Below are 23,115 nucleotides of genomic sequence, written 5' to 3'. Positions count from 1 at the left end.
AGACGGGCGGGGCATGCTGTGTGCCTCGCCCTTTTTGTGCCGGACCTGTTTTCATGCCGGGACCGTTTCATGCCGGAATGGTGGCCTCGCTCTCAGGGCCATAAGGTCAGGAGGGTGTGCGCGCCTGGCCCACTGTCTCGTTGACCCGGTCGATCTCGGCTTCGTACCACGCCAGAGTGGCTTCGGGATCTTCCCTGAACGCGGCCGCGAAGGATGCGGGGGCCTCTGTGGCCTCATCATACACGGTGGACCAGACCATCATGTGCAGGAAGGCGGGCAGTAGCGCCCGGGCTTTGGGTGTGGGCAGGTAGCAGATCTTGCTTTTCTTGGCCTGGTCGGTGTGACGCGTGATCATGCCGCCGAGCTCGAGCTTGGACAGGCGGTCGGCCAGGATATTGGTCGAGATCCCTTCTTCAGACGCCAGGAATTCTCCGTAATAGCGTTTGCCATGCAAGAGCATGTCCCGGAGCAGGACGAAGCTCCACTTGTCACCAAATATCCCGGCAGCATAGCGGACGGGACATCCGGCCCAGGGCGGTTTGGGCTGTTTCACCATGCCCAAGATATAGGGTGCCTCTTTTTTACTTGCAAATCACAAGTGCGCTCGATAACAATTCACTTGCAAAATGCAAGTTAAATGGAGAGCGCGCATGGCACATCCCTTTGTATGGTTCGACAATGTCGGATCTGATCGATCCCGAACAACAGAGTTTCTTTCGCAGACATTCGGTTGGACGGACCAGGATATCGGCCCGATGACATTTCTGTTTGATGGGGCAGACGCCCCGTTTGCGGCCACGTGTGATGCGGTGGACGGCATCACCGGTTGGGTCCCCTATATCGAGGTCGACCGGCTGGAGGACGCGGTGGCTCAGGCCCGAACCCATGGCGCGACGGTCATAGCGGAAAACCTGGAAGGCCCTGCGGGTATCGCGACCTTTATTCGTGATCCAGGTGGAGCGCCGATGGCGTTGTGGAAACGGGCGAGCGGTGAATAGGCCATGTTACGTCTGATCCTGACGGCTCTCGCCTTTATGGCGATTACATTTGGTGTCCAGGGCCTGTCCCATTTTGTGATCAATGTAGATCACTATGCGCAAATCCGGTTTGCCCGTCCCGACCCGGTCATGCCGATGGGATTTGCGGCCATGCTTGTCCAGAGCCTGATTATGGGAATGGTGATGTCCCGGTTCTTCCCCAATGGGGCCACGCTGCGCGACGGGATCGGGGTTTCGGGCGTTTTCGGCCTGTTCCTCGCATCTTATATCGTGCTCGCCGAGCCGGCCAAATACGCCGCCCCCTCCATCCCGGCCTGGATGCTGGTGGAAGCCACGGCCAGCACGATCCAGTTTGGCGTGTTTGGTGTAATCCTGGGTCTGATCCATCGGAAACGATGAGACGGGTGGACCGGCCCGATCGTTCGGGCCGGTGACACTCGGGAGGCGCATCATGCCAGCGATCAGAGCGGGATCTGTGTCTGGCAGAAATGGATTTCGAAATGGCGGGATCTGATTTTTATCGCCTTCGCGTCCGGGGTAATCTGGAAGTCAGAAGGAGCCCCCCAATGACACAGTCTCAAGTGATCCTGATAACCGGCGCGTCAGATGGTTTTGGACATCTCGCGGCCGAAAAACTGCTCGCGAAAGGCCATGTCGTTTATGCGACCGCCCGACGGGTTGATCGGATGCGTGATCTGCAGCAACAGGGTGCCCAGACCCTCCATCTCGATGTGACCGATACGGCAGAGGTCCAACGCGTGGTGTCCCAGATCATCGCGGAACAGGGCCGGATTGATGTTCTGGTGAACAATGCCGGGTTTGGACAGTATGGTGTCGTCGAAGCCGTGTCCGAAGATCAGCTCAAATACCAGTTTGATGTAAACGTCTTCGGTATGCACCGCCTGCAACAGGCGGTGTTACCGCACATGCGGGACAGGCAGTCTGGCAAGATCATCAATCTGGCGTCGATCGTCAGCCATGTCTCCGCACCACTCCTGGGCTGGTATGCCGCGACCAAACACGCGATCAAGGGCATGACAGAAGCACTGCGTATGGAAGTACGGGATTTGGGGATCGACGTGGTGGCGATTGAACCGGGTGCAGTCAGGACCGGGTTCGAGGCGGTCGCGTTTGCCTCGATGGAGACCCTCGATACGCCTGCGGATTACGATCCGCTGATCGAAGGCATGAGCAATGCCACACGGAACATGTACGCATCCAGCCCGGGTCCACAAAGCACGGCCCGCGCCATTGTCCGGGCCGTTCAGGCGCGTCGTCCCAAGGCTGTCTACAAGACAACACCTGACTCGCACATTCTGCCGCGGTTGAAGCGCTTGATCGGTGATCGTCGTTACGGGGCGCTCAATCTGTGGATGGCCCGGCGAACACTCAAGCGGTCGTAAGGTCGTGCGTCGATTTTAGAGCGGACAAGCCTTCATTCAGATTGGCAAGCTTGGCAAGAACAGCGCTTCGTTTCTCGTCCAGCTCCGCTCTGAGGCGTTCGATATGCTCGAGCTTCTGTGTCAGCTTCTCGATACCCTCGATACACGGGCCCGTACCTTCGTCTGACAGACACGCACTCATGGCGCGGATCTCGCGGGTTGAAAATCCCGTCGCGATAAAATCGCGAATGCGGCCGGCCCGGCGAAGATCAGCTTCGCTATAACTGCGATAGCCATTCAGCGCCCGCCCGACCTCCAGAAGGCCTTCCTTCTCGTAGTGGCGCAACATGCGTTGCGTGATCCCCAGCCGGTCCGCAGCTTCCTTCGCCTGCATGTCAGATATCCTCTGCAAAGCCCGACACGTGTCAACGAGGCCGGCAAAAATCAAGGGCGGACCGGATGGATGCGTTCGGCCACCCGGTCCGCATCGGATCAGCCCCGCAGCGACCAACCGCCATCAATGGTCAGGATCTGACCGGTGAGCCATGCGTTCTCGGGGCTTCCAAGGCGCAGGATCCAGGGCACGATATCGGAGGTCACGCCCCGCCGACCCAGAGGGATTTGCGCGGCTTCCTGTTCTTCAATCTGCTGGGCCATCTCGGCGGGCAGACCCATCATTCCGGTCAAGGCGCCGGTTTTGACCGGGCCGGGGGAGATTGCGTTGACCCGAATGCCATCCTTCGCCAGTTCAACCGCCCAGGACTGAGTCAAATGCTCCAGCGCTGCCTTGGTTGCTCCATAATGGGCCAGCATCGGAGCGGCGTTTCGTGACACCGCTGTGCCAATGTTCACGATGGCGCCCTTGCTTTCCCTCAATGCCGCATGCGCCGCGTTCACCAGCTGGGACGGCGCGACAATGTTCACCGCCGACATGTTGGCGATGAGCGAGGGGTCGTACGCCTCGACCGGCAGGGGTTGGCCCGCACCGGAATTGTTCACAATCAGATCAATACGGCCCCAACGGGACAGGGCAGCCTCGACGATCTGTGTCCCGCTGGCCGGGTCGGCACTGTCGATCTGAAAGGCCTCGATATTGGGATTTGTGTCGGCCATTTCTGCCAGTTTTTCCGCATTGCGGCCCGTGACGAGGACGTTTGCACCTTGCGCCAGCAACTGGATCGTTGTGGCCTTGCCGATGCCCGAGCTGCCTCCGGTGACGATGGCCACCTTGCCTTGCCATACACTGTTACTTGTCATGTCGTTTGGTCTCCGACCTTCGAAACATTCGATACTGATGGCAGGCAGGACTAGCGCTTTGACACTAACGTCAGGGTCAATGTCGTTTCTGAGCCCGGAGCTGTTATTTCTCAGGTGCGCGTGCTCAGACGAGGGGGCGGTCGCATTTCGCGTTTCGGTTTGCGATCTATCAGATGCGGGGGTAAAGCATGTGACTGCCGACCGGCTTTGCATGCGCGCGTGCAGACACTATTTTCCCGGCATGACCCAGAGCCCGCACATTTCATCTGATCCGTCGCAGACCGCGCACGCCGTGCCCCTGTCGCGCCGCCTGTCGGTTGCGCCCATGATGGATTGGACGGACCGGCATTGCCGAGCCTTCCACCGCGTGCTGACGCGCCGGACCCTGTTGTATACGGAGATGGCGGTCGACAAGGCGGTGATCCACGGGGATGTGGAGCGTTTGATCGGGTTTGACCCTGCGGAACATCCGGTCGCCTTGCAGCTGGGCGGCTCAGAGACCGACAGCCTGGCCCGGGCCGCGGTGATCGGGGAGGCGTTCGGCTATCGGGAAATCAATCTCAATGTCGGCTGCCCTTCGGACCGGGTCCAGTCGGGCCGGTTTGGCGCGTGTTTGATGCAAGAGCCGCAATTGGTCGCCGATTGTGTGAAGGCGATGCAGGATGTCGTCAGCGTACCCGTCACCGTCAAATGCCGCATCGGTGTGGATGAGCAGGATCCGGACGTGGCGCTGTTCGAGCTGGTGGATCGTGTCAGTGCGACCGGGGTCACCAGTTTTACGGTCCATGCCCGCAAGGCCTGGCTGAAAGGGCTCAGCCCGAAGGAAAACCGGACCATTCCGCCGCTCGATTATGATCTGGTGCGCCGCTTGAAATCCGCGCGACCCGATCTGGAAATCATCCTGAATGGCGGGCTGGACAGCCTCGAACACGGGATTGGGGAAAGCGGGCCGCTCGATGGCTTCATGCTGGGCCGTGTGGCCTATCATGACCCGTTTGTCCTGGCCCGTGCTGACAGTCTCGTGTTCGGCGAGGCTCACGATCCGGTTTCGGACCGGTTTGAAGCCGTGGAACGCTATCGCACCTATATCGAAGCACAGCTGAGTGCGGGCACACGTCTGCATGATATCACCCGCCACATGCTCGGCCTGTTTACCGGCTTGCCCGGTGCGCGTTTATGGCGCCGGGTCCTCTCGGAAAAAGCCCCCCGGCGCGGGGCCGGGCTCGACGTGCTGGATGAGGCGCTGGACGTGGTGCGTCAGGCGGCAGAGGATGTTGCGGCGCATCAAGCGCGCAAGGCCACGGGATAATCACATCATGTTGGAATATCTGCCCTTGATCCTGGCCCTGGCGGCGGCCGGAGCCTTTGCCGGTCTGATTGCCGGCCTGTTTGGCATTGGCGGCGGCGTCGTGATGGTGCCGGCCATGTATTATACCTTCCAGTCGCTGGGCTATTCGGACGGTCCGGTCATGCATGTGGCGATCGGCACCTCCCTGGCCGTGATCGTGGCGACCTCGCTGCGCAGCGTCTCGGCCCATGCCAAGAAGGGCGCAGTGGATTTCGACATCCTGAAGGGCTGGGTGCCCTGGATCATCCTTGGCACGCTGATCGGCAGCTATCTCGCGGCGATGATACCGGGGCGGGCGCTGACCGGCATATTCGGGACGATGGCGGTCATTCTCTCGGCCCAGTTTTTCTTCGGTCGTCCCGATTGGAGCCTGCGAGAGAGCATGCCCGGCGGTGTGCTGCGGGCCGGTCTGGGCTCACTCATCGGATCCTTGTCCGCACTCATGGGAATTGGTGGGGGCGTGTTCGGCGTGACACTGATGACCCTGTGCGGTGTGAAAATCCACCGGGCGGTGGCCACCGCCGCCGGATTTGGTGTGGCGATCGGTGTGCCCGGCGCAGTGGGATATATTGTGAATGGCTGGGGCCAGAGCCCGGTGCCGCTGTCGCTGGGTTTTGTGAGCCTGCCCGGTCTGGCCATTCTGGCCGGCTCCGCCTTTTTTGTGGCCCCGGTGGGCGCGCATCTCGCTCACAGCCTGCCCGAGCGCCAGCTCAAGCGCTTTTTTGCGGTCGGGCTGGTGCTGGTGGGCGGCATGCTGATCCGCGAGGCGGTCTGGGGTTAGCGTCCGCGCGGATAAAGCGTCAGGGTGCGACCTGAAACCTCGATCCGGTCAAACGCATTGAGCGCATTCATGCCCAGCAGGGATCGCCCGCCGTCACGCATCACCAACACCTCCACATCGCGCAGGACCGTGGTTCCAATGCGCAGTTCGGGCAGGGTGATGGCGGCCGCCAGGCTCTGCCCGGCCGCTGTATTGATCGCTCTGTTGAAGGTGAGGCGTTCCGGTGCCAGGCCGATCCGGCGGGCATCGGCCTGGGTCAGGGCGACGATTGTGGCACCTGTATCAACCAGGAAACGCACACGCTGGCCGCTGATCTGTGCATCGAGGTAGAAATGAGTGTCATCGGCCCGATAGAGGGTCAGGACACCGTTTTCGTCTTCCTGGACGTGTGACGGTGCCAGTTCACCGACCATGCGACTGCCGATCAGCGCGAAATCATGGCGCAGCGCATATCCCGTCATAACGACGAGGAACAGGGCGGCCCAGATCGCGAAGTCGCGAATGGAGGCGCTGGGGCGGGACGCAAAGGCGCCGACAATCCCGCCTCCGATCAAGGTGATGAGCCCGGCCGCATAGACCAGACGCAGGGCCGTATCACTGTCGCTGAACGCGTCCGGATTGGCAAAGCGCACAATGATCATCACAACGGCAACAAGAATGGCAAGAAGCGCGAGAAGTCCGATAATGCGACGCATGGCGGGATCTTTTCTGTCCGTGGCGGGTCTGTTCAGGATTTGTCTGTTCAGATTTTGTCAGGCGCTCGGCGATCCGGCCCGGCTTTCCAGATAGGCCTGCTCGCGGTCGGGCAGGGCATCCATAATGGCCGAGCGTTCTGCCTCACTATAACGGGTCCAGCGTCCCAATTCCTCCATTGTGCGAAAACAGCCGACACAGATCGCGGCCTTGGGATCCACAAAGCAGACTTTGACGCAGGGTGTGGTGATGGGCTTTTGGCTCATGCAAAATCAGATATCTGGCAGTGCGTGTTGTAGCAAGTGCTTGCGGCGAGGCTTGTAGCCGGAATAGGGTGCCCCGCAAGTTCTACCGGGGATATTGAATGGAAGACTTGCTGTTGCAGTTGCGCAGCCTGGCCGGGCTGTTTGTTTTTGCGGGCCTGGCCTGGGTTTTGGGACCACGCCGGAAGTTTCCGGTGGTCTTCACACTGGCCGCGATTGTGCTGCAAATCTCGATCGCCTGGCTGCTTTACGCAGCGGCGCCCTTCCGGGCGTTTCTTCAGTCACTGACCGGCATGGTCGCCGTGCTGCAAGAGGTGACCAATGAGGGCACGCAATTTGTCTTCGGTTATCTGGCCGGCGCCGAAGCGCCCTTCGTGGTCAATCCGGAAACAGCCGACAATGCCTTCCTGTTCGCGTTTCAGGCCCTGCCGATGGTGATTGTGCTCTCAGCCCTCTCTGCGGTTCTGTGGCGCTGGCGAATTCTGGAATTCCTGGTGCGTGGTTTTGCCTTTGTCTTCCAGCGCATTCTCAACCTGTCCGGTTCGGCGAGCCTGGGCGCGGCGGCGAATATCTTTCTGGGCATGACGGAAAGCCCTGTTCTCATCCGCCCGCGCCTGCCGGAGATGAGCAAGTCGGATCTCTTCCTGATCATGACCGTCGGTTTCTCCACTGTCGCCGGTTCGGTGATGGCGCTTTATGTCTTCCAGCTGTCGGATGTGATCGACGGTGCGGCCGGGCATATCTTCACGGCCTCGCTGATCTCCATTCCCGCCGCCGTTCTGCTGGCGCGGCTGATGATGCCGCCAGAAGCGACCGACACCGAGGAAACCGGCGAGAAAATCCCCACCACTATCTATCACTCCACCATGGATGCCCTGACCACGGGCGTGGCCGATGGGGTGCGCCTGTTTGTGAATATCGTGGCCATGCTGCTCGTCTTCACGGCGCTGATCGCCCTGGTCAATGTCATCCTCGGCTTGTTCCCCGGACCCAATGGTGAAGCCCTTAGTGTCGAGCTCATCCTGGGTTGGTTGTTTGCACCGGTCGTGTGGATTGCCGGTGTGCCCTGGAATGAGGCCGTGGATGCCGGTTCGCTGATGGGTCTCAAGACTGCGCTCAACGAGGTGATCGCCTATGACCGCCTGTCCGAGATCGGTGGAGATCTGTCGCCGCGTACCGCACTGATCATGACCTATGCTCTGTGCGGATTCGCGAATGTGGCCAGCCTGGGCATTCTGACCGGCGGGCTGCTAGCGATTGTCCCGTCGCGTCGCGAGGACGTCCTCAATCTGGCACCGCGCGCGCTGATCTCGGGCACAATGGCGACCTTGATGACGGGCGCCGCGATCGGTGTTCTGCCCATGAGCCTGTTCGGGCTCTAGCGCCTGGCCGCGTATCTCAATCGCCCCGACGGGGAAAGAGGCGGGAGCGCAGCCAGCCCGGCGTTGAATTGGGTTTGAGCGCCTCGCGATAGGCCGTGTCGAAAAACCGGTCCAGCTCGTCCTCGCGTTCGGCCATGTCCAGGCGTGTGCGCATGGGTTCGTCCGGATCAAGATGTTTGATGACACGAGCCGGATTGCCGCCCATTACCGCATAGGGTTCGACATCCTTGGTCACAACGGCCCGCGCCCCGATCACGGCATGATCGCCAATCGTCACACCCTTGCCGATGAAGGCGCCTTCGCCGATCCAGACATTCTGGCCCAGACGGACCGGTTTGAACGGCGGAGCCGGATCAATGCGGTCATACAGGCCGTGCCAGTCGCAATCGGTGATCGTGACGGCACGGGCGATGAGCGCGCCATCTCCGATCTCGATGTTCCCGGCGGCCAGCAGGCGTGATCCTCCGGCCAGGAAGACGCTGTCGCCCAGGGTGATCTGGCCGGACTGATCCTGGGGCGACCAGACGGTCAGACGGACAGGCTCGGCGCGGCTGGCAATGATATGGAGATGGTCTCCCGCGCGAATATTGGGCCCAAAAACCTCCACATGCCAGGGCTGGACGATCTTGGGTTTGCGGCCCAGGGCATCAAAATGCGGTGTCAGAAAGTGCCGCGCCCAGGCATTCTCGTAATCCTCCCACAGCTTGTGCATCCAGTAGGGGCGATGATCGCGGCGCATTCAGCTCTCCATCGGGCATTTTCACTCTCGCCGATATCTGATCTGATTGCGCCGGGCTTGTCGCGTGCCTTGATCAGGTCAACAAATAGGTCGATAGAGCGCGGCTGGACCCGGCGGGACGGGACTAGATCCAAGCCTGGCCCACATTCAAAAGCGGCACACATCCAGGAGCGAAGGACAGGGCAATGACAGACGATATCCAGATCGATCCGATTGAGGCCTCCATTCTTGAACTTGTCGGGGCCGCACCAGAGGGACGATCAATCGCCCCTGCCGATGTCGCCAAGGCCATCGATCCGGACAATTACCATCAGCGTTTTGGTCATGTCAGACAGGCCGCGGTGCGTCTGGCCCGGGCCGGGCGGGTGACGATCCTGCGCAAGGGCAAGCCGGTTGAGGATGTGGACACGTTCAAAGGGGTCTACCGGATTGGCCGCGCCTGAGGCGGACATTGCCGCGTTGCTTGACGAGGCGCGAGGCTGCCGGGTTTGCGCCGCTCACATGCCCCATGATCCACGGCCCGTGTTTCAACTGGATCCACGGGCACGTATTCTCCTGATTGGTCAGGCTCCGGGGACCCGCGTCCATGCCTCCGGGCGGCCGTTCACTGATCCCTCCGGTGACCGATTGCGCGACTGGCTGCAGATGGATGAGGCGAGCTTTTATGACCCGTCCCGGCTGGCCATCCTGCCCATGGGGCTGTGTTTTCCAGGTCTTGATGACAAGGGCGGGGATTTGCCGCCGCGCACTGAATGCGCCCCGCTCTGGCAGGCGCGATTGCGCTCAGCCCTGCCCCATGTGCAGCTCACCCTTCTGGTCGGACAATACGCTCAGCGCTTTCACCTCGGGCCAAAGCGATACAAGACCCTGACCGAAACGGTCCGTCATGCCGATCAATACGGTCCGGAATTTCTGCCACTTCCTCACCCCTCCTGGCGAAATAATGCATGGTTGAAGCGGAATTCGTGGTTTGAGGAAAAAATTCTACCCATGCTGCGCTGCCGCATAAAAGAATTGTTATAATCGCGCTAATTCTGGGTGTTTTCTGTCGCTTGTCTGCGCCGCTTGGAAAGGGTATCCCGTGCGCCGAGTTCGCAGCACAGCTGCCCCACCCATGATGAGGCTTCGCACAGATGAGCGTTTTCGAACACGTTGCTTTCGACAATCATGAACGCGTCCTGTTTGCCACGGACGATAAAACCGGCCTCAAGGCCATTATCGGCGTGCACTCCACGGCCAGCGGTCCGGCCTGTGGCGGCTGCCGCATGTGGACCTATGATGACTCGAATGCGGCGCTGACCGATGTCCTGCGTCTGTCCCAGGGCATGAGCTACAAGAACATCATGGCGGACCTGCCGATCGGCGGGGGCAAGTCGGTGATCATGAAGCCTGAGGGCCATTTTGACCGGGTCGCGCTGTTTGAAGCCTTTGGACGCGCGGTCGAGAGCCTGAATGGCATGTATATCACGGCTGAAGATGTGGGCGTCTCTCCTGATGATATGATGTATGCGCGCCGCAGCACCGCGCACGTTGTTGGTCTGCCGGAAGGCAAGGCCGCATCCGGTGATCCTTCGCCGGTGACGGCAGAAGGCGTGTTCCGTGGCATGAAAGTCTGTGTCGAGCGTGGGCTGGGCAAGTCTGACCTGTCAGGCGTGAAAGTGGCCATCCAGGGCGCTGCGGGTCATGTCGGAGCCTACCTCGCCGGACACCTGGCTGAAGCCGGTGCAGAGCTGTTCATTACCGATATCAATGAAGCGGGTCTGCAGGACCTCAAGGCCAAGCACGGCGCGACGATTGTCGGCCTGGATGAAATCTATGGTCTCGACGTTGATGTGTTCGCACCGTGTGCCTTGGGCGCAGTGATCAATCCGGACACGATCGACGTGATCCGGGCGAAAGTCATTGCCGGCGCGGCCAACAATCAGCTGGCCTCTCGCGAGATGGGGGCGGAGCTGCAACGGCGCGGCAAGATCTACGCGCCCGACTACGTGCTCAATGCGGGTGGAATTATCAATGTCGTTGGCGAGATCCAGGGCTCATATGAACCGGAATGGGTCCGTTCCAAACTGGTTGGCCTGGAAAATACGCTCGGCGAAATCCTTGATATGTCTGACAAAGAAGGCCGTCCGTCGAATTTGATCGCGGATGAGATCGCTCGGACTCGCATTGAGGACAAAAAGTCTGTAAAAGAAACAGAAATCGCTTAAGCGATGGCACTACCGGCCCGGTCGGGGAGGACTGAGAGCCGACATTATCGCCCGCATCGTCAGATGCGGGCGATCGTGTTTCTGGGCGATCGTGTATCTGGGTGACCGTGCAGGCCAATCTCGATCTGTTGCTCAAGGGCCTGTTCAGCGACGCAGTACGATCCGCATAAAGCGTGTGTCCAGCGCTAGATCGACACGGGAGCGCAGGTCTGGCGCATCTGTGTGCGCCGCCATGGCGTGCCAGAGGTGGCCCGTCTCGTCTTCCACCGTCAGGCGGACGCTGGCCCCGGCATAGGCCCGGTCAATCACTAAGAAACGATCGCCGTCGCGCACCCCCAGCCCTTCGGGACGGATCAACACATCGACGGCGCTCTGATCATCCAGGCTTGCCGCTTCGAACTGTCCGAGAACGGTATCGACTGTCTGAGCGTCGACGCGCGCAGGCAAGACATTGATATCCCCCACCAGGCGCGCCGCATCGGCACTCACCGGATTGAACCAGACGTGCTGGGGCGGGCCGGACTGGATGATCTGCCCCGCCTGCATCAGCGCTAGCGTATCGGCTGTTTCCAGCGCTTCCTCGGCGTCATGGGTCACAAAGAGCACGGCGGCACCCGAGGCCCGCAGAACCGACAGGGTGCGTCGTCTGACATCGGCCCGCAAACGACGGTCGAGGCCGGAAAAGGGTTCATCCAGCAGGACGATGTCCGGTTTGGGCGCCAGTGCCCGCGCCAGAGCGACGCGTTGTTGCTCGCCGCCGGATAATTCATGCGGATAGGCGCGCGCCTTGTCGCCCAGCTCGGCCCGGGTCAATTCGTCCAGCGCGCGGTGTTTCTTGTCCGGCCCGGTCAGGCCAAAGGCCACATTGTCGAGCGCGGTCATGTGCGGGAACAAGGCATAGTCCTGAAACACAAGGCCGACCTGCCGGGCTTCAGGCGGGACATGGATGCCGGGTGCCGACCATAGGCTCTCGCCACACTGGATCTGTCCGCCATCAAGACGTTCCAGCCCGGCAATTGCACGCAGCAGGGTCGACTTGCCGCTGCCGGACGGACCGAGCAGGGCGCAGATCTGGCCGGCGTGCAGATCGAGGTCGGCATGGATCAGCGCTGGGACATCCCGCCCGTAATCGCGTGCGGCACCACGTACCGTGATGAGAGCAGTGTCGGGGCGCATCTGGGCCACGTGATCTATCCTTCCAAATCCCGTGAAGAGAGATAGCGGGCCGCCACGATCATCGGAAGCAGGGCTGTGACAATAATCAGCAGTGCGGGCAGGGCGGCTTCGCCCAGACGTTCATCAGACGCGAAATTATGGGCGATGACCGCAAGCGTATCGAAGTTGAACGGCCGCAGGATCATCGTGGCGGGCAATTCCTTGAGCACTTCGACAAAGACCAGCAGCATGGCGGACAAGGCGCCCGGCGCGATCAGCGGCCAGTGGACCCGCCAGAAGCGTTTGGACGGGTTCGCACCGAGGGTCCGCGCAGCGCCATCCAGCGAGGGTGTCACGCGCGCCAGGGCGGTTTCGGCGGGTGAGATCGCCGCGGCGGCAAAACGCGACAGATAGGCCAGAATCAGAGCGAAGGCGGTTGAGGTCAGCAGGATCGGAAAAACCTCGCCTGTCAGCTGGCGCCAGGCCGGATCGATCAGGTTCTGGAGGCCCGACAGGAGGACCATCACGCCGACGGCTGCCACGGCGCCGGGCACGGCATATCCCAGTCCCGCGGCACGACTGGCCATGACACCGAAGGGATTGCCCGCGCGCAGGGCATAGGCAGCGCCCAGACCAAGGGCTGCGGCGATCAGGGCGGCACTCGTGGCCAGAACCAGGCTGTGCCATGTGCCGTCGACAAGCCCGGGGGCCGGCAATTCATACAGCGCCCGCCAGCCCATTCGTGCCATGGGGATGACAAGGCCCAGCACAAGCGGCAGGAGGGCGAGGCCGGTCAGTGCCCATCCGCGCAGGCCGGTCAGGCGCGTGCGAACAGGCGGGCGATGCTTGCCCGATGCCTGGATAGAGCGGGCGCGGGCGCGCTGGGCGCGTTCAAGGCCGAAGACGATCATCGAGACAGTCACAAGGACCAGGGCCAGCCGAGCGGCGTCCACCAGGGATCCAGCGCCGCTCCAGGCCCGCATCAGACCGATGGACAGGGTGGGGGCGCCCAGATGGGAGACGGTACCGTAATCGGCTAGCGCCTCCATGACGACCAGCGCCATACCGGCGGCAATCGAGGGGCGGGCCAGGGGCAGGGCGGTGCGTCGAAACGCAGTCCAGGGGCCCGCGCCCAGCGTACGCGCCGCGTCGAACATGTCTGCGGACTGACCGGAGAAGGCATTGCGTGCCAGTAGATAGACGTAAGGGTAGAGAACAAGCGCGAACATGGCACCGGCCCCCCAGGATCCGCGAACGGTGGGGAAAAGGCCGAAACTCCACGCTTTGAGCGGTCCGGCTACATGGCTGAGATCAAGCCAGGCATAGGCCGCGACATAGGCGGGCACGGCCAAAGGCAGAACCAGGGCCCAGCTGAGGACGGCGCGGCCGGGAAACTCCATCCGGGCGATGATCCAGCCCAGCCCAGTTCCGATCAGACCTGCACCCAGGGCGGCGATCACGCCGACCTTGAGCGAGGTCCACGCATAGAGTGGCAGGCGGGTCTGGGCCAGATGGACGAGATAATCACCGGACGTCTGGGTCAGCGCCAGCCAGGCGACCGCCAGTATCGGGGCCGCACACAGGCCAGCGGCCAGAGACGCGATCAACGTCATCCGGCCGCCGGTTGAAAAGCTGTTCTGCCGTCCGGTGGGAGGTGTCACGGTCTATTGCCAGCCAACCCGGTCGAAAATGCGCTGGGCCGTTTCATTGTGATCCCCCAGTTCGGAGACATTGCGGTCATCCATTTCGAACGGCAGCAGGTTTGCCAGATTGGCATTATCCCACTCCACGCCCTCGACCACGGTGATCTCATTGGTCAGCTCGGCAAAGGCTCGCTGGGCCGGCTCGGAGAAGAAGAAGGATACCAGTTCGCGGGCTTCATCCGGGTGCGGGGCATTGGCGGCGATGCCGATGCCGGACACGTTGACATGGGCCCCCATGCCCGCCTGGTCCGGGAAGACCAGGGTGGTGGCGGCAGCCACGGCCTGGTCGGCCGGATTGTCCGAATTGGCCAGCATCAGGTAGTAATAATGATTGGTGATCGCCAGATCACACTCGTCTGCGGCGACGGACCGCAACTGGTCGCGATCACCGCCGACCGGATCATGGGCGAAATTGGCCACAATGCCTGCAGCCCAGGCCTGGGCAGCGTCCTCGCCATTCTCAGCGATCTGGGCGGCCAGCAGGGACTGGTTATACGGGCTGCCGGCACCACGCGTACACACGCGGCCCTGCCAGCGCGGATCAGCGAGATCGGCATAAGATGTCACCGCATCTTCGGCCACGCGGTCGGTCGAACGGGCGATGACGCGGGTTCGCAGTGACATGGAGACCCAATACCCGTCCGGATCGACCAGATTATCAGCGATGGGCGGCAGGAAGCTGGCATAGTCCGTCTGGGCGAACAGGCCGGCCTGTTCCGCCCGGTGCAGACGGGCCGCATCCACAGTGATGATCACATCGGCCGGGCTGCGCTCACCATCCACACGAACACGTTCGATCAGTTGATCGCCACTGGCCGTGACGAGATTGACCTCGATTCCGGTCTGCTCGGTGAAGAGTTCATAGATGAACGCGTCAGAGCGATAGTGACGGGCACTGTAGACATTGACGACGCGCGGTGCGGCATCGGAACCGGGCGCGCTGTCTGCCGTCGAAGACGGGGTTTCAGAGGCCGGGGAACAGGCGACCGCGAAAAGGGATGCGGCCAGAATCAAGCGTGCGGAAGACATGGAAGCTCCAGAAATCAGAATGTGACCGGAGTTTATTGCGAATAATTCTCAAAACAAGAGGGGTGAGCAGGAAAAACCTGCGTCCCGGCGTCGCAAGTCAAATCCGGTTCACGTGCTAAGGGCCTGCCTTGGACCCAGGTCGAACCCCGGACGGGACGATACCACCTCAATGATTGGAGAAAGGTTTCAGTAGACACCGATTCGTTGACAGACACGTGACGGTAGAGCCGTGCGGGGTGATTGCAATCTGGGGTGAGAAAGGCCGGAAAAGAGATGGTGGGCGATACTGGGATTGAACCAGTGACCCCCTCGGTGTGAACGAGGTGCTCTCCCGCTGAGCTAATCGCCCTCAATTCCGGAAGGCGCTCGTATACGCAGGGCAATGCGTGGGGTCAAGCACTGGTAGCTGGCGCTCCGCAGCTGTCATTTTCTTGGGGTGCGACAACTTGCCACACCTTCATGGTCTCGTCATAAACGCCGCTTCCCTATATCAGCCCTCCGACCGGTGATCAGCACAACGTGATCCCGACCAAATTCACATCCGCTTTAGTGCGTACCCGGCCGGGATGGTTCCGGCCGCTATGGAGGTTTTGTCTATGCAAAGCGATCTTTGCACCCCGGAAGGTGCCCGTCGCCTCAAATCCCGTATCGAAGCCTATTGGGCTGAGCGCGGTTACGACGTGAATATTGACCTGGTTGACGCTGGCTTTATGCCGGCCATGCGCTCGGCTCGTACCGATGTGCGCTCCAACATGGTCAATGGCATGCCGCGTCGCGCCGCCAATGATACGGGCAGCGAGCGTCGCAGCGCCTAATTTCCGTCCGGTTCCGCCCAGATTTGGGTGAGAGCCAGAGGGACCTCGGAAAACCGAGATAAAAGCCGGTCAGCTCCCAAAGAGCTGGCCGGCTTTTCATTATAGCCATAGGTCATGAGAATGACGGGCACTCCGGCGGCCTGGGCGGCCAGCGTATCGGTTTCGCTGTCCCCGATCAGCGCCGTGAACCGACGGCTCGGGTCCAGTGCGTCGTGAACATGATCGGCGGCCGGTTTTTTGGCTCGCGTACGCTCTGGTCCGAGAATGCGTTCGAAATAGTGATCCAGCTCCAGCGCCTTGAGTAGGCTGTCGGCGAGCAGGCTGGGTTTGTTGGTGCAAACGGAGAGATGGGCTCCGGCCTCACGCAGCGCGATTAAAGTGGGCTCGACCTGATCAAACGGGCGGCTCTGCGCCGCGATGTCGGCATTATAGATCTCGATAAAGCGCGCGATCTCCTCGGTCAGGGCAGCCTCTGATAACGGTGGATGTCCATGGCGCTCAAACGCCCGGCGGATCAGCGCTCCGGCTCCGCGACCCACCATAAGGCGCACATCCGCCACGGGAATGGGGGACAGGCCATGCGGGGCGATGACCGCGTTGAGAGCGCGGACCAGATCCGGTGCCGTGTCGACCAGCGTTCCATCCAGGTCGAAAGCGATGGAGGCCTGACTGAATACCTCTGCCATGTCCGTGGATATCATGCCCTTTTCCCCGTGCAATCGCGACTGCCTTTTGCCATGGTCGCGTCTTCTTGTCCGATAGGCTATAGCGCCGACTCGTGGAATTGCAGCCGTCGACTAATCAGGGAATCTCACCATGACCGCCAAACGTGCCGCCATCATCCTTGCCGCGGGCCAGGGCACACGCATGAAGTCCAAGACCGTTAAGGTCCTTCATGCCGTGGGCGGCCGGCCCATGCTCGACTGGGTGGTGGATCTGAGCGCACAGGTGGGCGCTGAAAAGACCGTTACGGTGTGGGGCGCGCATTCTCCGGCCGTGCGGGTCGCGGCTGAAGCAGCGGGCACTTTGACGGCGCTCCAGGACCCGCCCCAGGGAACGGGCCATGCGGTTCAGGCCGCCCAGGCGGCACTTGAGGGCTTCCAGGGGCATGCGGTCATTCTCTATGCCGATACGCCGCTGATCCGTGAACAGACCCTGGAGCGCGTCTTTGAGGCCCTGGATGCAGGCGCATCTGTGGCGGTGCTGGGCTTTGAACCGTCGGATCCGGCGGCCTATGGTCGTCTGATCACCAATGCGGCGGGCGGGCTTGACCGGATTGTCGAAGCTAAGGATGCGAGCCGCGAAGAACTGGCCGTTGGCCTCGTTAATTCGGGAGTGCTGGCCGCGCCGGCGCCGCTCCTGTTCGACCTCCTGTCCGAAGTGACCAATGAAAATGCCAATGGCGAATACTATCTGACCGATGTGGTCGGGCTGGCGCGGGCCCGCGGGCTGGATGCCGCTGTGGTCGTGGCGCCGTCTGACGAAGTGCTCGGTGTGAACTCGCGTCTTGACCTGGCTGCCGCCGAGGCCGCTTTCCAGTCGCGCAAGCGCGAGGAGATGATGGCGGCCGGTGTCACGCTGCAGGATCCTCAAAGTGTGCATTTTGCCTGGGACACCTCGATCGAGCGCGATGTAGTGATCGAGCCGCATGTCGTGTTTGGTCCCGGAGTAACGATCGCCGAAGACGCCCGTATTCGTGCCTTTTCCCATCTGGAAGGTGCGCGTGTGGGCTCGGGGGCGGTGGTCGGTCCCTATGCCCGATTGCGTCCGGCGGCGGAAATTGGCGAGGGCGCCAAGATCGGCAATTTTGTCGAGGTGAAAAAAGCGCAGATCGGCCCCGGTGCAAAGGTGAACCATCTTTCCTATGTGGGAGATGCAGATATCGGAGCTTCGGCCAATCTGGGCGCGGGTACGATCACCTGCAATTATGATGGCTTCGACAAGTATCGCACCGTCGTCGGTGAGGGCGCGTTCATCGGCTCCAACACGGCTCTGGTCGCGCCGGTCACGGTGGGAGCGGGGGCCTTTACCGGGTCGGGCGGGGTCATCACCCGTGATGTGCCGGCGGACGCGCTGGCTCTGGCCCGGGCAGAACAGAGTAATAAAGAGGGCTGGGCCGAGCGTTTTCGCACGGTGAAAACCGCCCGCAAAAGCAAGAAGGACTGATGCGCATGACCACTTTGACCGCTGACACCCTGGCGTCCAGACTGTCCGAACCCCGTCTTCTGCGCCACCAGTCCTATATCAATGGCGCCTGGGTGGAGGGGCCGCGTTCGCTGGTGATCAACAATCCCGCCACGGGTGAGGATATCGCACATTTGGCGGATGTGGGCGCGGAGGGCGCGCGCAGCGCGGTCGAGGCCGCTCAGACCGCGTTTGAACGCTGGAAAAAGGTCTCGCCTTATGAGCGCGGCAAGATCCTCATGCGCTGGCATGATCTCATCCTCGCCCATGCCGATGATCTGGCGACCATCCTGACCGCGGAAATGGGCAAGACCTATCGCGAGGCCCGGGGCGAAATCGTCTACGGCGCGGCCTTCATCGAATGGTCGGCGGAAGAGGCCAAGCGTATTCATGGCGAAACCCTGACGCCGCCGTTTCCTGGTTCACGTGGCTGGACGACACGCGCGCCCATCGGTGTTGTGGCGTGTATCACGCCATGGAACTTCCCCAATGCCATGATCACCCGCAAATGTGCTCCGGCCCTGGCGGCGGGCTGCACCATGGTGATCAAGCCTGCGCCGGAAACCCCGCTCTCTGCACTCGCTCTGGCTGAGCTGGCCGAGGAGGCAGGCGTACCCAAGGGCGTGTTCAACATTGTGTGCGGCGATGCCCAGGAAATCGGGCCGGTACTGACCGGCGCGCCCGAAGTCCGCATGATCGGTTTCACGGGCTCGACCCCGGTGGGCAAGCTGCTGATGCGCCAGGCAGCAGATGGCGTGAAACGCGTCGCTCTCGAACTGGGCGGCAATGCGCCCTTCATCATCATGGATGATGCCGATGTGGACACCGCGGCCGCGGGCATTGTGGCCTCGAAATTCCGCGTCTCCGGACAGACCTGTGTGTCGGCCAACCGGATCATTGCCCAGCCGGGTATTTATGACGACCTGCTGGCAGCCCTGAAAACCAAGGTCGACGCTCTCAAGGTGGGTGATGGTTTCGCGGGGGATACGGATCTGGGGCCGCTGATCCACACCCAGGCTGTAGAGCGCGTGGATGGGCTGGTGCGCCGGGCCGTGGATGGCGGTGCGCGCATTGTGTCCGGTGGACACTCTCTGGTCGATGAGCTGGGCGGTGCCTTTTATGCGCCGACCCTGATCGAGGGCGGAACACCGGAGATGGACCTGGCCTGTTTCGAGATTTTTGGCCCGGTGGCCAGCGTCTACAAAATGGACAGCGAGGCCGAAATCCTGCGTTTTGCCAATGACACGCCCTACGGCCTGGCCGCGTATCTGTACACGCGCGATATTGGCCGGGTGCATCGCATGACCGAAGGCCTGGATTACGGCATGATCGGCGTCAACGCGCCCATGGTCGGTTCGGCCGCAACGCCGTTCGGTGGAGTCAAGGAATCGGGCATTGGCCGCGAGGGCGGTAAATGGGGTGTCGAGGAATTCACCGAGCTGAAATATGTGCTTCTGGGGGGAGTGGACACATGAGTGATCGTCAGAAAACTCACGCGGCAGCCGCCGCCTTTGATTATGTCGAAGAGGGCATGACGCTGGGTCTGGGGTCCGGTTCGACCGCAGAGATTTTTGTGCGCATGCTGGGCGAACGGGTCCGCAACGGGCTCAATATCAAGGGTGTGCCCACCTCTGATCAGACCGCCGATCTGGCGCGTGATGTCGGTATCCCGCTTCTCGATGTTGACCATGTCGACCAGATTGCCGTGACCATTGATGGGGCCGACGAGGTCGACGGGCGTTTCCAGCTCATCAAGGGGGGCGGCGGACGCCATCTGCGCGAGAAACTCATCGCCCGGGCGTCCGATCTGATGGTGGTGATCGTCGACGAGAGCAAGCTGGTCTCGACACTGGGGCAGTTCCCGCTTCCGGTGGAGGTCGACCCGTTCGGCTTCTCCATCACGGCGCGCCAGATCTATCAGGCCCTCAGCAAGGCCGGTGTCAGCAAGCCGGACGTGCAATTGCGCCGCAAGGGTGACGGGCTCGATCCCTTTATCACCGATGGCGGAAACTACATTCTCGATTGTGGCTGTGGTGAAATCCCCGATGCCAGCGCGGTGGATGTGGGCCTCAAGGATCTTCCCGGTGTTGTCGAGCACGGCCTGTTCCTCAACATGGCCCGTGTGGTGATTGTGGGTGAGGATCATCAGGCGCGCGTGATGGAATTGTGAAGTTCTGCGTCTTCCATGTCGCCGGTCCACACCCCAGCTTGCCAGCCAGATTGACGGCCTCCGTCCTCACGCGAGGGGCCTGCCGCAAGGACACAGATTATGAGCGAATTTGACTACGACCTGTTTGTTATTGGTGCCGGTTCCGGCGGTGTGCGTGCGGCCCGCATGGCGCGTCAGCACGGAGCAGGCAAGGTGGCGATCGCCGAGGAGTTTCGTTATGGCGGGACCTGTGTGATCCGCGGCTGTGTGCCGAAGAAACTCTTCGTCTATGCCAGTGAATTTCCCAAATACTTCAAGCTCGCCGAGGATTTCGGCTGGAGCGTGGGGGAGACGACCTTCAGCTGGGAAAGCTTGATTGCCAACAAGGATAAGGAAATCGACCGGCTTGAAGGCATTTATGGTCGTATTCTGGGCAATGCCGGGGTGGAAACGATTTCCGATCGCGCCGAGTTTGTGGATGCGCACACCCTGCGCCTGGTCAATTCCGGCAAGACGGTCACGGCCCGGACCATCCTCATTGCCACCGGCGGAACGCCCTATGTGCCCGATGATATCGAGGGGTATGAGCTGGGTATCACGTCAAACGAGGCTTTCCACCTCGACAGCCTGCCTCAGCGTGTTGTGATTGCGGGCGGGGGCTATATTGCCTGCGAATTTGCCCAGATCTTCAACGGCATGGGGTCGAAGGTCACCCAGGTCTATCGGGGCAGTCCGGTGCTTCGCGGTTTCGACATGGATGTGCGTGAGCATGTTCACAAGGAAATCGAGATGTCCGGTGTCGAGATCAAGACCAACACCGTGTTCAAGCGCATCGAACAGCTCGAGGACGGCAGCAAGCGGGTCCACCTCACCAATGGCGAGCATATCGATACCGATGTCGTGATGTATGCCATCGGCCGTGTGCCCGCCGTCGCGGGTCTGGGGCTTGATGCTGCGGGCGTCGAGATCGATGACAAGGGTGCGGTTCGTGTGGATGAGTATTCCAAAACCAGCGTTGACCACATCTATGCGGTGGGTGATGTCACCAATCGCGTCAATCTGACGCCGGTGGCCATACGCGAAGGTGCTGCCTTTGCTGCAACAGTGTATGGTGACACGCCGACGGCTTTCGACCATGATGATATTGCGTCAGCCGTCTTCACACAGCCTCCCGTTGGAAGCGTGGGGCTGTCTGAGGAGGATGCGCGCAAAAAACATGCAAGCGTCGACGTGTACAAGACCAGCTTCCGCCCGATGAAGCAGACCCTCGGAGACCAGCAGAGCCGTATGCTCATGAAGCTGGTGGTCGAGGGTGAGACCCAAAGGGTGCTGGGTGTGCACATTGTCGGACCGGATGCACCGGAAATGATCCAGCTGGCCGCCATCGCCGTTAAGGCGGGGCTGACAAAGGATCAGTATGATGCAGCCTGTGCCGTACACCCGACGAGTGCGGAAGAACTGGTGACCATGAAGGAGAAATGGACACCGCCCGAGCAGTAAGCTGCAAGATGATGAAAGCGGCCTTGAAATGACGTGGACTCCGAATTCCTGGCGGGCCCGGCCTGTCCAGCAAATGCCCAAATACAAGGATGAGCTCGCCCTGGCGCGGGCCACCGAGGAATTGGCCAATCGCCCGGCACTCGTATTTGCCGGCGAGGCACGACGCCTGCGTCGTCAGCTTGCCGATGTGGCAGCCGGCCGGGCCTTCCTCCTTCAGGGCGGGGATTGTGCGGAAAGCTTCCGTGAATTCTCCACGGAAGGCGTGCGCGACACCTTCCGCGTTTTGCTGCAAATGGCGGTGGTGTTGACCTTTGCAGCCAGCAAGCCCGTGGTGAAAGTGGGCCGTATGGCGGGGCAGTTTGCCAAGCCGCGCTCGTCCGACATGGAAACCATTGATGGTGTGAGCTTGCCGAGCTATCGCGGCGACAGTGTGAACGGCGTCGCCTTCACGCCGGAATCGCGCGAGCCGGATCCGCAGCGCCTGCTGCGTGCCTATGACCAGTCGGCGTCGACCCTCAACCTGTTGCGTGCCTTTGCGTCAGGCGGTTATGCCGACCTGCAGAATGTCCACCAGTGGACACTGGACTTCGTCAAGGACAGTCCTGCCGCCGAGCTTTACGCTGAAACGGCTGACCGTATCAGCGAGGCCCTGTCCTTTATGCGGGCCTGTGGTGTGACGGCCGAGAGTGCTCCGGCCCTGGAGTCGGTCGACTTCTTTACCAGTCACGAAGCCCTGCACCTGCCGTTCGAGGAGGCGCTGACCCGTCGCGATCCCAATACGGGCAGCTGGTATGCGACCTCGGCCCATATGATCTGGATCGGTGAGCGGACCCGTCAGCTCGATGGTGCGCATTTCGAGTATGCGCGTGGCATCTCCAACCCGATCGGGGTGAAGTGCGGGCCGGGCATGACGCCGGATGAATTGCTGGCGACGATCGATGCGCTAAACCCGGCCAATGAAGCGGGCCGTCTCGTGCTGATCACGCGTATGGGACATAATACGATCGGCGAGAAATTGCCGGCACTGGCCCGGGCGGTCACGCAAGCGGGCCGCAAGGTCGTCTGGTCCTCTGATCCCATGCACGGCAATACCGTCAAGACGGATAACGGCTACAAGACCCGTGAGTTCGACAAGATCCTCACCGAGCTGGAGACCTTTATGGAGGTGCTCTACGCCGAAGGTGCGCATCCGGGCGGTGTGCATTTCGAGATGACGGGACGGGATGTGACCGAATGTGTGGGCGGTGCCAACCCGGTCACCGAGGCCGATCTGGAATCGCGTTACCACACGCATTGTGATCCGCGCCTCAACGCCGATCAGGCGCTGGACATGTCCTTCCGGATTGCCGAGTCGATCAAGCGCGTGCGCCGCAATAACACGATCAACGCGGCCTAGAGGCCCGGCCACCAGCCGGTATTGAAGACACAACGGCCCGTTGCTCTCGCAGCGGGCCGTTTGTGTGTCGTGACAGGGCTCAAGTCAGACAGGGTTGGTGTTGTGTCACGCTGTTGCACCATAAAAAACGCCGC

25 protein-coding genes and 1 tRNA gene are annotated in these 23,115 nt (G+C 61.4%); 15 read left to right on the top strand and 11 right to left on the bottom strand.

Annotated features, from left to right (window positions below):
• Positions 1-106: 106 nt before the first annotated feature.
• A complete protein-coding gene (locus RMQ97_RS09530) occupies positions 107-556 on the bottom strand; it encodes a winged helix-turn-helix transcriptional regulator (RefSeq protein WP_413660641.1) in 450 nt (149 codons plus the stop codon).
• 94 nt (positions 557-650) lie between these two features.
• Between RMQ97_RS09530 and RMQ97_RS09525 the strand changes: the two genes are divergently transcribed.
• The 3 genes from RMQ97_RS09525 (at position 651) to RMQ97_RS09515 (ending at position 2,401) form a co-directional block, all read left to right on the top strand.
• Positions 651-998 (top strand): VOC family protein, encoded by a 348-nt coding sequence (locus RMQ97_RS09525; protein ID WP_413660640.1) that lies wholly within the window; start codon positions 651-653, stop codon positions 996-998.
• A 3-nt stretch (positions 999-1,001) separates the two neighbouring features.
• Positions 1,002-1,397: a hypothetical protein gene (locus tag RMQ97_RS09520; RefSeq protein WP_413660639.1), complete on the top strand. Its 396-nt coding sequence runs from the start codon at positions 1,002-1,004 to the stop codon at positions 1,395-1,397.
• Positions 1,398-1,564: 167 nt separating this feature from the next.
• Positions 1,565-2,401, top strand: coding sequence for an SDR family NAD(P)-dependent oxidoreductase (locus RMQ97_RS09515; RefSeq protein WP_413660638.1), 837 nt, complete (start codon positions 1,565-1,567; stop codon positions 2,399-2,401).
• Here the strand turns inward: RMQ97_RS09515 and RMQ97_RS09510 are convergent.
• Positions 2,388-2,774: a MerR family transcriptional regulator gene (locus RMQ97_RS09510; RefSeq protein ID WP_413660637.1), complete on the bottom strand. Its 387-nt coding sequence runs from the start codon at positions 2,772-2,774 to the stop codon at positions 2,388-2,390. The two genes, RMQ97_RS09515 and RMQ97_RS09510, sit on opposite strands and share 14 nt — an antisense overlap.
• A gap of 98 nt (positions 2,775-2,872) precedes the next feature.
• Entirely contained in the window at positions 2,873-3,637 is a 765-nt protein-coding gene (locus tag RMQ97_RS09505) for an SDR family NAD(P)-dependent oxidoreductase (RefSeq protein ID WP_413660636.1), read from the bottom strand.
• A gap of 211 nt (positions 3,638-3,848) precedes the next feature.
• Between RMQ97_RS09505 and dusA the strand changes: the two genes are divergently transcribed.
• Together dusA and RMQ97_RS09495 are read left to right on the top strand one after the other, a co-directional pair.
• Positions 3,849-4,946, top strand: a complete 1,098-nt coding sequence (gene dusA, locus RMQ97_RS09500; RefSeq protein WP_413660635.1) for a tRNA dihydrouridine(20/20a) synthase DusA — start codon at positions 3,849-3,851, stop codon at positions 4,944-4,946.
• A gap of 7 nt (positions 4,947-4,953) precedes the next feature.
• The gene (locus tag RMQ97_RS09495; protein ID WP_413660634.1) at positions 4,954-5,766 is read left to right on the top strand and encodes a sulfite exporter TauE/SafE family protein; all 813 of its coding nucleotides are present in this window, start codon (positions 4,954-4,956) and stop codon (positions 5,764-5,766) included.
• Here RMQ97_RS09495 and RMQ97_RS09490 read toward each other — a convergent pair.
• Together RMQ97_RS09490 and RMQ97_RS09485 are read right to left on the bottom strand one after the other, a co-directional pair.
• Positions 5,763-6,461 (bottom strand): TIGR02281 family clan AA aspartic protease, encoded by a 699-nt coding sequence (locus tag RMQ97_RS09490; protein WP_413660633.1) that lies wholly within the window; start codon positions 6,459-6,461, stop codon positions 5,763-5,765. The two genes, RMQ97_RS09495 and RMQ97_RS09490, sit on opposite strands and share 4 nt — an antisense overlap.
• 57 nt (positions 6,462-6,518) lie before the next feature.
• On the bottom strand, positions 6,519-6,725 hold the full coding sequence (locus tag RMQ97_RS09485) for a DUF1289 domain-containing protein (RefSeq protein WP_413660632.1): 207 nt from the start codon (positions 6,723-6,725) through the stop codon (positions 6,519-6,521).
• 98 nt (positions 6,726-6,823) lie between these two features.
• Here RMQ97_RS09485 and RMQ97_RS09480 point away from each other — a divergent pair, with 98 nt between their 5' ends.
• Positions 6,824-8,104: a NupC/NupG family nucleoside CNT transporter gene (locus RMQ97_RS09480; protein WP_413660631.1), complete on the top strand. Its 1,281-nt coding sequence runs from the start codon at positions 6,824-6,826 to the stop codon at positions 8,102-8,104.
• Between the two features lie 16 nt (positions 8,105-8,120).
• On the opposite strand, the gene RMQ97_RS09475 is transcribed toward RMQ97_RS09480, so the two are convergent.
• Entirely contained in the window at positions 8,121-8,843 is a 723-nt protein-coding gene (locus RMQ97_RS09475; protein WP_413660630.1) for an acyltransferase, read from the bottom strand.
• Positions 8,844-9,028: 185 nt separating this feature from the next.
• Here RMQ97_RS09475 and RMQ97_RS09470 point away from each other — a divergent pair, with 185 nt between their 5' ends.
• The 3 genes from RMQ97_RS09470 to RMQ97_RS09460 all read left to right on the top strand — a co-directional run bounded on the left by RMQ97_RS09470 (position 9,029) and on the right by RMQ97_RS09460 (position 11,050).
• Positions 9,029-9,286, top strand: coding sequence for a DUF3253 domain-containing protein (locus RMQ97_RS09470; protein WP_413660629.1), 258 nt, complete (start codon positions 9,029-9,031; stop codon positions 9,284-9,286).
• A gap of 58 nt (positions 9,287-9,344) precedes the next feature.
• Positions 9,345-9,866, top strand: a complete 522-nt coding sequence (locus RMQ97_RS09465; RefSeq protein ID WP_413660628.1) for a uracil-DNA glycosylase family protein — start codon at positions 9,345-9,347, stop codon at positions 9,864-9,866.
• 110 nt (positions 9,867-9,976) lie between these two features.
• Positions 9,977-11,050 carry a Leu/Phe/Val dehydrogenase gene (locus RMQ97_RS09460; RefSeq protein ID WP_413660627.1) on the top strand — a complete coding sequence of 358 codons (1,074 nt, stop codon included), beginning with the start codon at positions 9,977-9,979 and terminating at the stop codon, positions 11,048-11,050.
• Positions 11,051-11,194: 144 nt separating this feature from the next.
• Here the strand turns inward: RMQ97_RS09460 and RMQ97_RS09455 are convergent, their stop codons facing one another.
• The 4 genes from RMQ97_RS09455 to RMQ97_RS09440 all read right to left on the bottom strand — a co-directional run bounded on the left by RMQ97_RS09455 (position 11,195) and on the right by RMQ97_RS09440 (position 15,286).
• Positions 11,195-12,226 (bottom strand): ABC transporter ATP-binding protein, encoded by a 1,032-nt coding sequence (locus RMQ97_RS09455; protein ID WP_413660918.1) that lies wholly within the window; start codon positions 12,224-12,226, stop codon positions 11,195-11,197.
• A gap of 14 nt (positions 12,227-12,240) precedes the next feature.
• The gene (locus tag RMQ97_RS09450; RefSeq protein WP_413660626.1) at positions 12,241-13,866 is read right to left on the bottom strand and encodes an ABC transporter permease; all 1,626 of its coding nucleotides are present in this window, start codon (positions 13,864-13,866) and stop codon (positions 12,241-12,243) included.
• Positions 13,867-13,869: 3 nt separating this feature from the next.
• The gene (locus RMQ97_RS09445; RefSeq protein ID WP_413660625.1) at positions 13,870-14,937 is read right to left on the bottom strand and encodes an extracellular solute-binding protein; all 1,068 of its coding nucleotides are present in this window, start codon (positions 14,935-14,937) and stop codon (positions 13,870-13,872) included.
• Positions 14,938-15,211: 274 nt separating this feature from the next.
• A tRNA-Val gene (locus tag RMQ97_RS09440) sits at positions 15,212-15,286 on the bottom strand.
• Positions 15,287-15,533: 247 nt separating this feature from the next.
• Here RMQ97_RS09440 and RMQ97_RS09435 point away from each other — a divergent pair.
• The gene (locus RMQ97_RS09435) at positions 15,534-15,752 is read left to right on the top strand and encodes a phosphoglycolate phosphatase (protein ID WP_413660624.1); all 219 of its coding nucleotides are present in this window, start codon (positions 15,534-15,536) and stop codon (positions 15,750-15,752) included.
• Here the strand turns inward: RMQ97_RS09435 and RMQ97_RS09430 are convergent.
• On the bottom strand, positions 15,749-16,438 hold the full coding sequence (locus tag RMQ97_RS09430) for an HAD hydrolase-like protein (RefSeq protein WP_413660623.1): 690 nt from the start codon (positions 16,436-16,438) through the stop codon (positions 15,749-15,751). The genes RMQ97_RS09435 and RMQ97_RS09430 overlap by 4 nt on opposite strands.
• Before the next feature lie 130 nt (positions 16,439-16,568).
• On the opposite strand from RMQ97_RS09430, the gene glmU reads away from it, so the two are divergent.
• From glmU to RMQ97_RS09405, 5 genes are all read left to right on the top strand, one after another.
• Positions 16,569-17,918, top strand: a complete 1,350-nt coding sequence (glmU, locus tag RMQ97_RS09425) for a bifunctional UDP-N-acetylglucosamine diphosphorylase/glucosamine-1-phosphate N-acetyltransferase GlmU (protein WP_413660622.1) — start codon at positions 16,569-16,571, stop codon at positions 17,916-17,918.
• A 5-nt stretch (positions 17,919-17,923) separates the two neighbouring features.
• Complete coding sequence (locus RMQ97_RS09420; RefSeq protein ID WP_413660621.1) at positions 17,924-19,411, top strand: NAD-dependent succinate-semialdehyde dehydrogenase; 1,488 nt, start codon at positions 17,924-17,926, stop codon at positions 19,409-19,411.
• A complete protein-coding gene (rpiA, locus tag RMQ97_RS09415; RefSeq protein WP_413660620.1) occupies positions 19,408-20,106 on the top strand; it encodes a ribose-5-phosphate isomerase RpiA in 699 nt (232 codons plus the stop codon). Before RMQ97_RS09420 ends, rpiA begins: the two co-directional genes overlap by 4 nt.
• A 99-nt stretch (positions 20,107-20,205) precedes the next feature.
• Entirely contained in the window at positions 20,206-21,585 is a 1,380-nt protein-coding gene (gene gor / locus RMQ97_RS09410; RefSeq protein WP_413660619.1) for a glutathione-disulfide reductase, read from the top strand.
• 28 nt (positions 21,586-21,613) lie between these two features.
• Positions 21,614-22,981 (top strand): class II 3-deoxy-7-phosphoheptulonate synthase, encoded by a 1,368-nt coding sequence (locus tag RMQ97_RS09405; RefSeq protein WP_413660618.1) that lies wholly within the window; start codon positions 21,614-21,616, stop codon positions 22,979-22,981.
• Positions 22,982-23,115 lie beyond the last annotated feature (134 nt).

This window comes from Maricaulis sp. D1M11, assembly GCF_047308265.1.
Taxonomy (GTDB): Bacteria; Pseudomonadota; Alphaproteobacteria; order Caulobacterales; family Maricaulaceae; genus Maricaulis.
The sequence above is the reverse complement of the archived record's forward strand: the minus strand, read 5'-3'. Positions and strand labels throughout refer to the sequence as shown.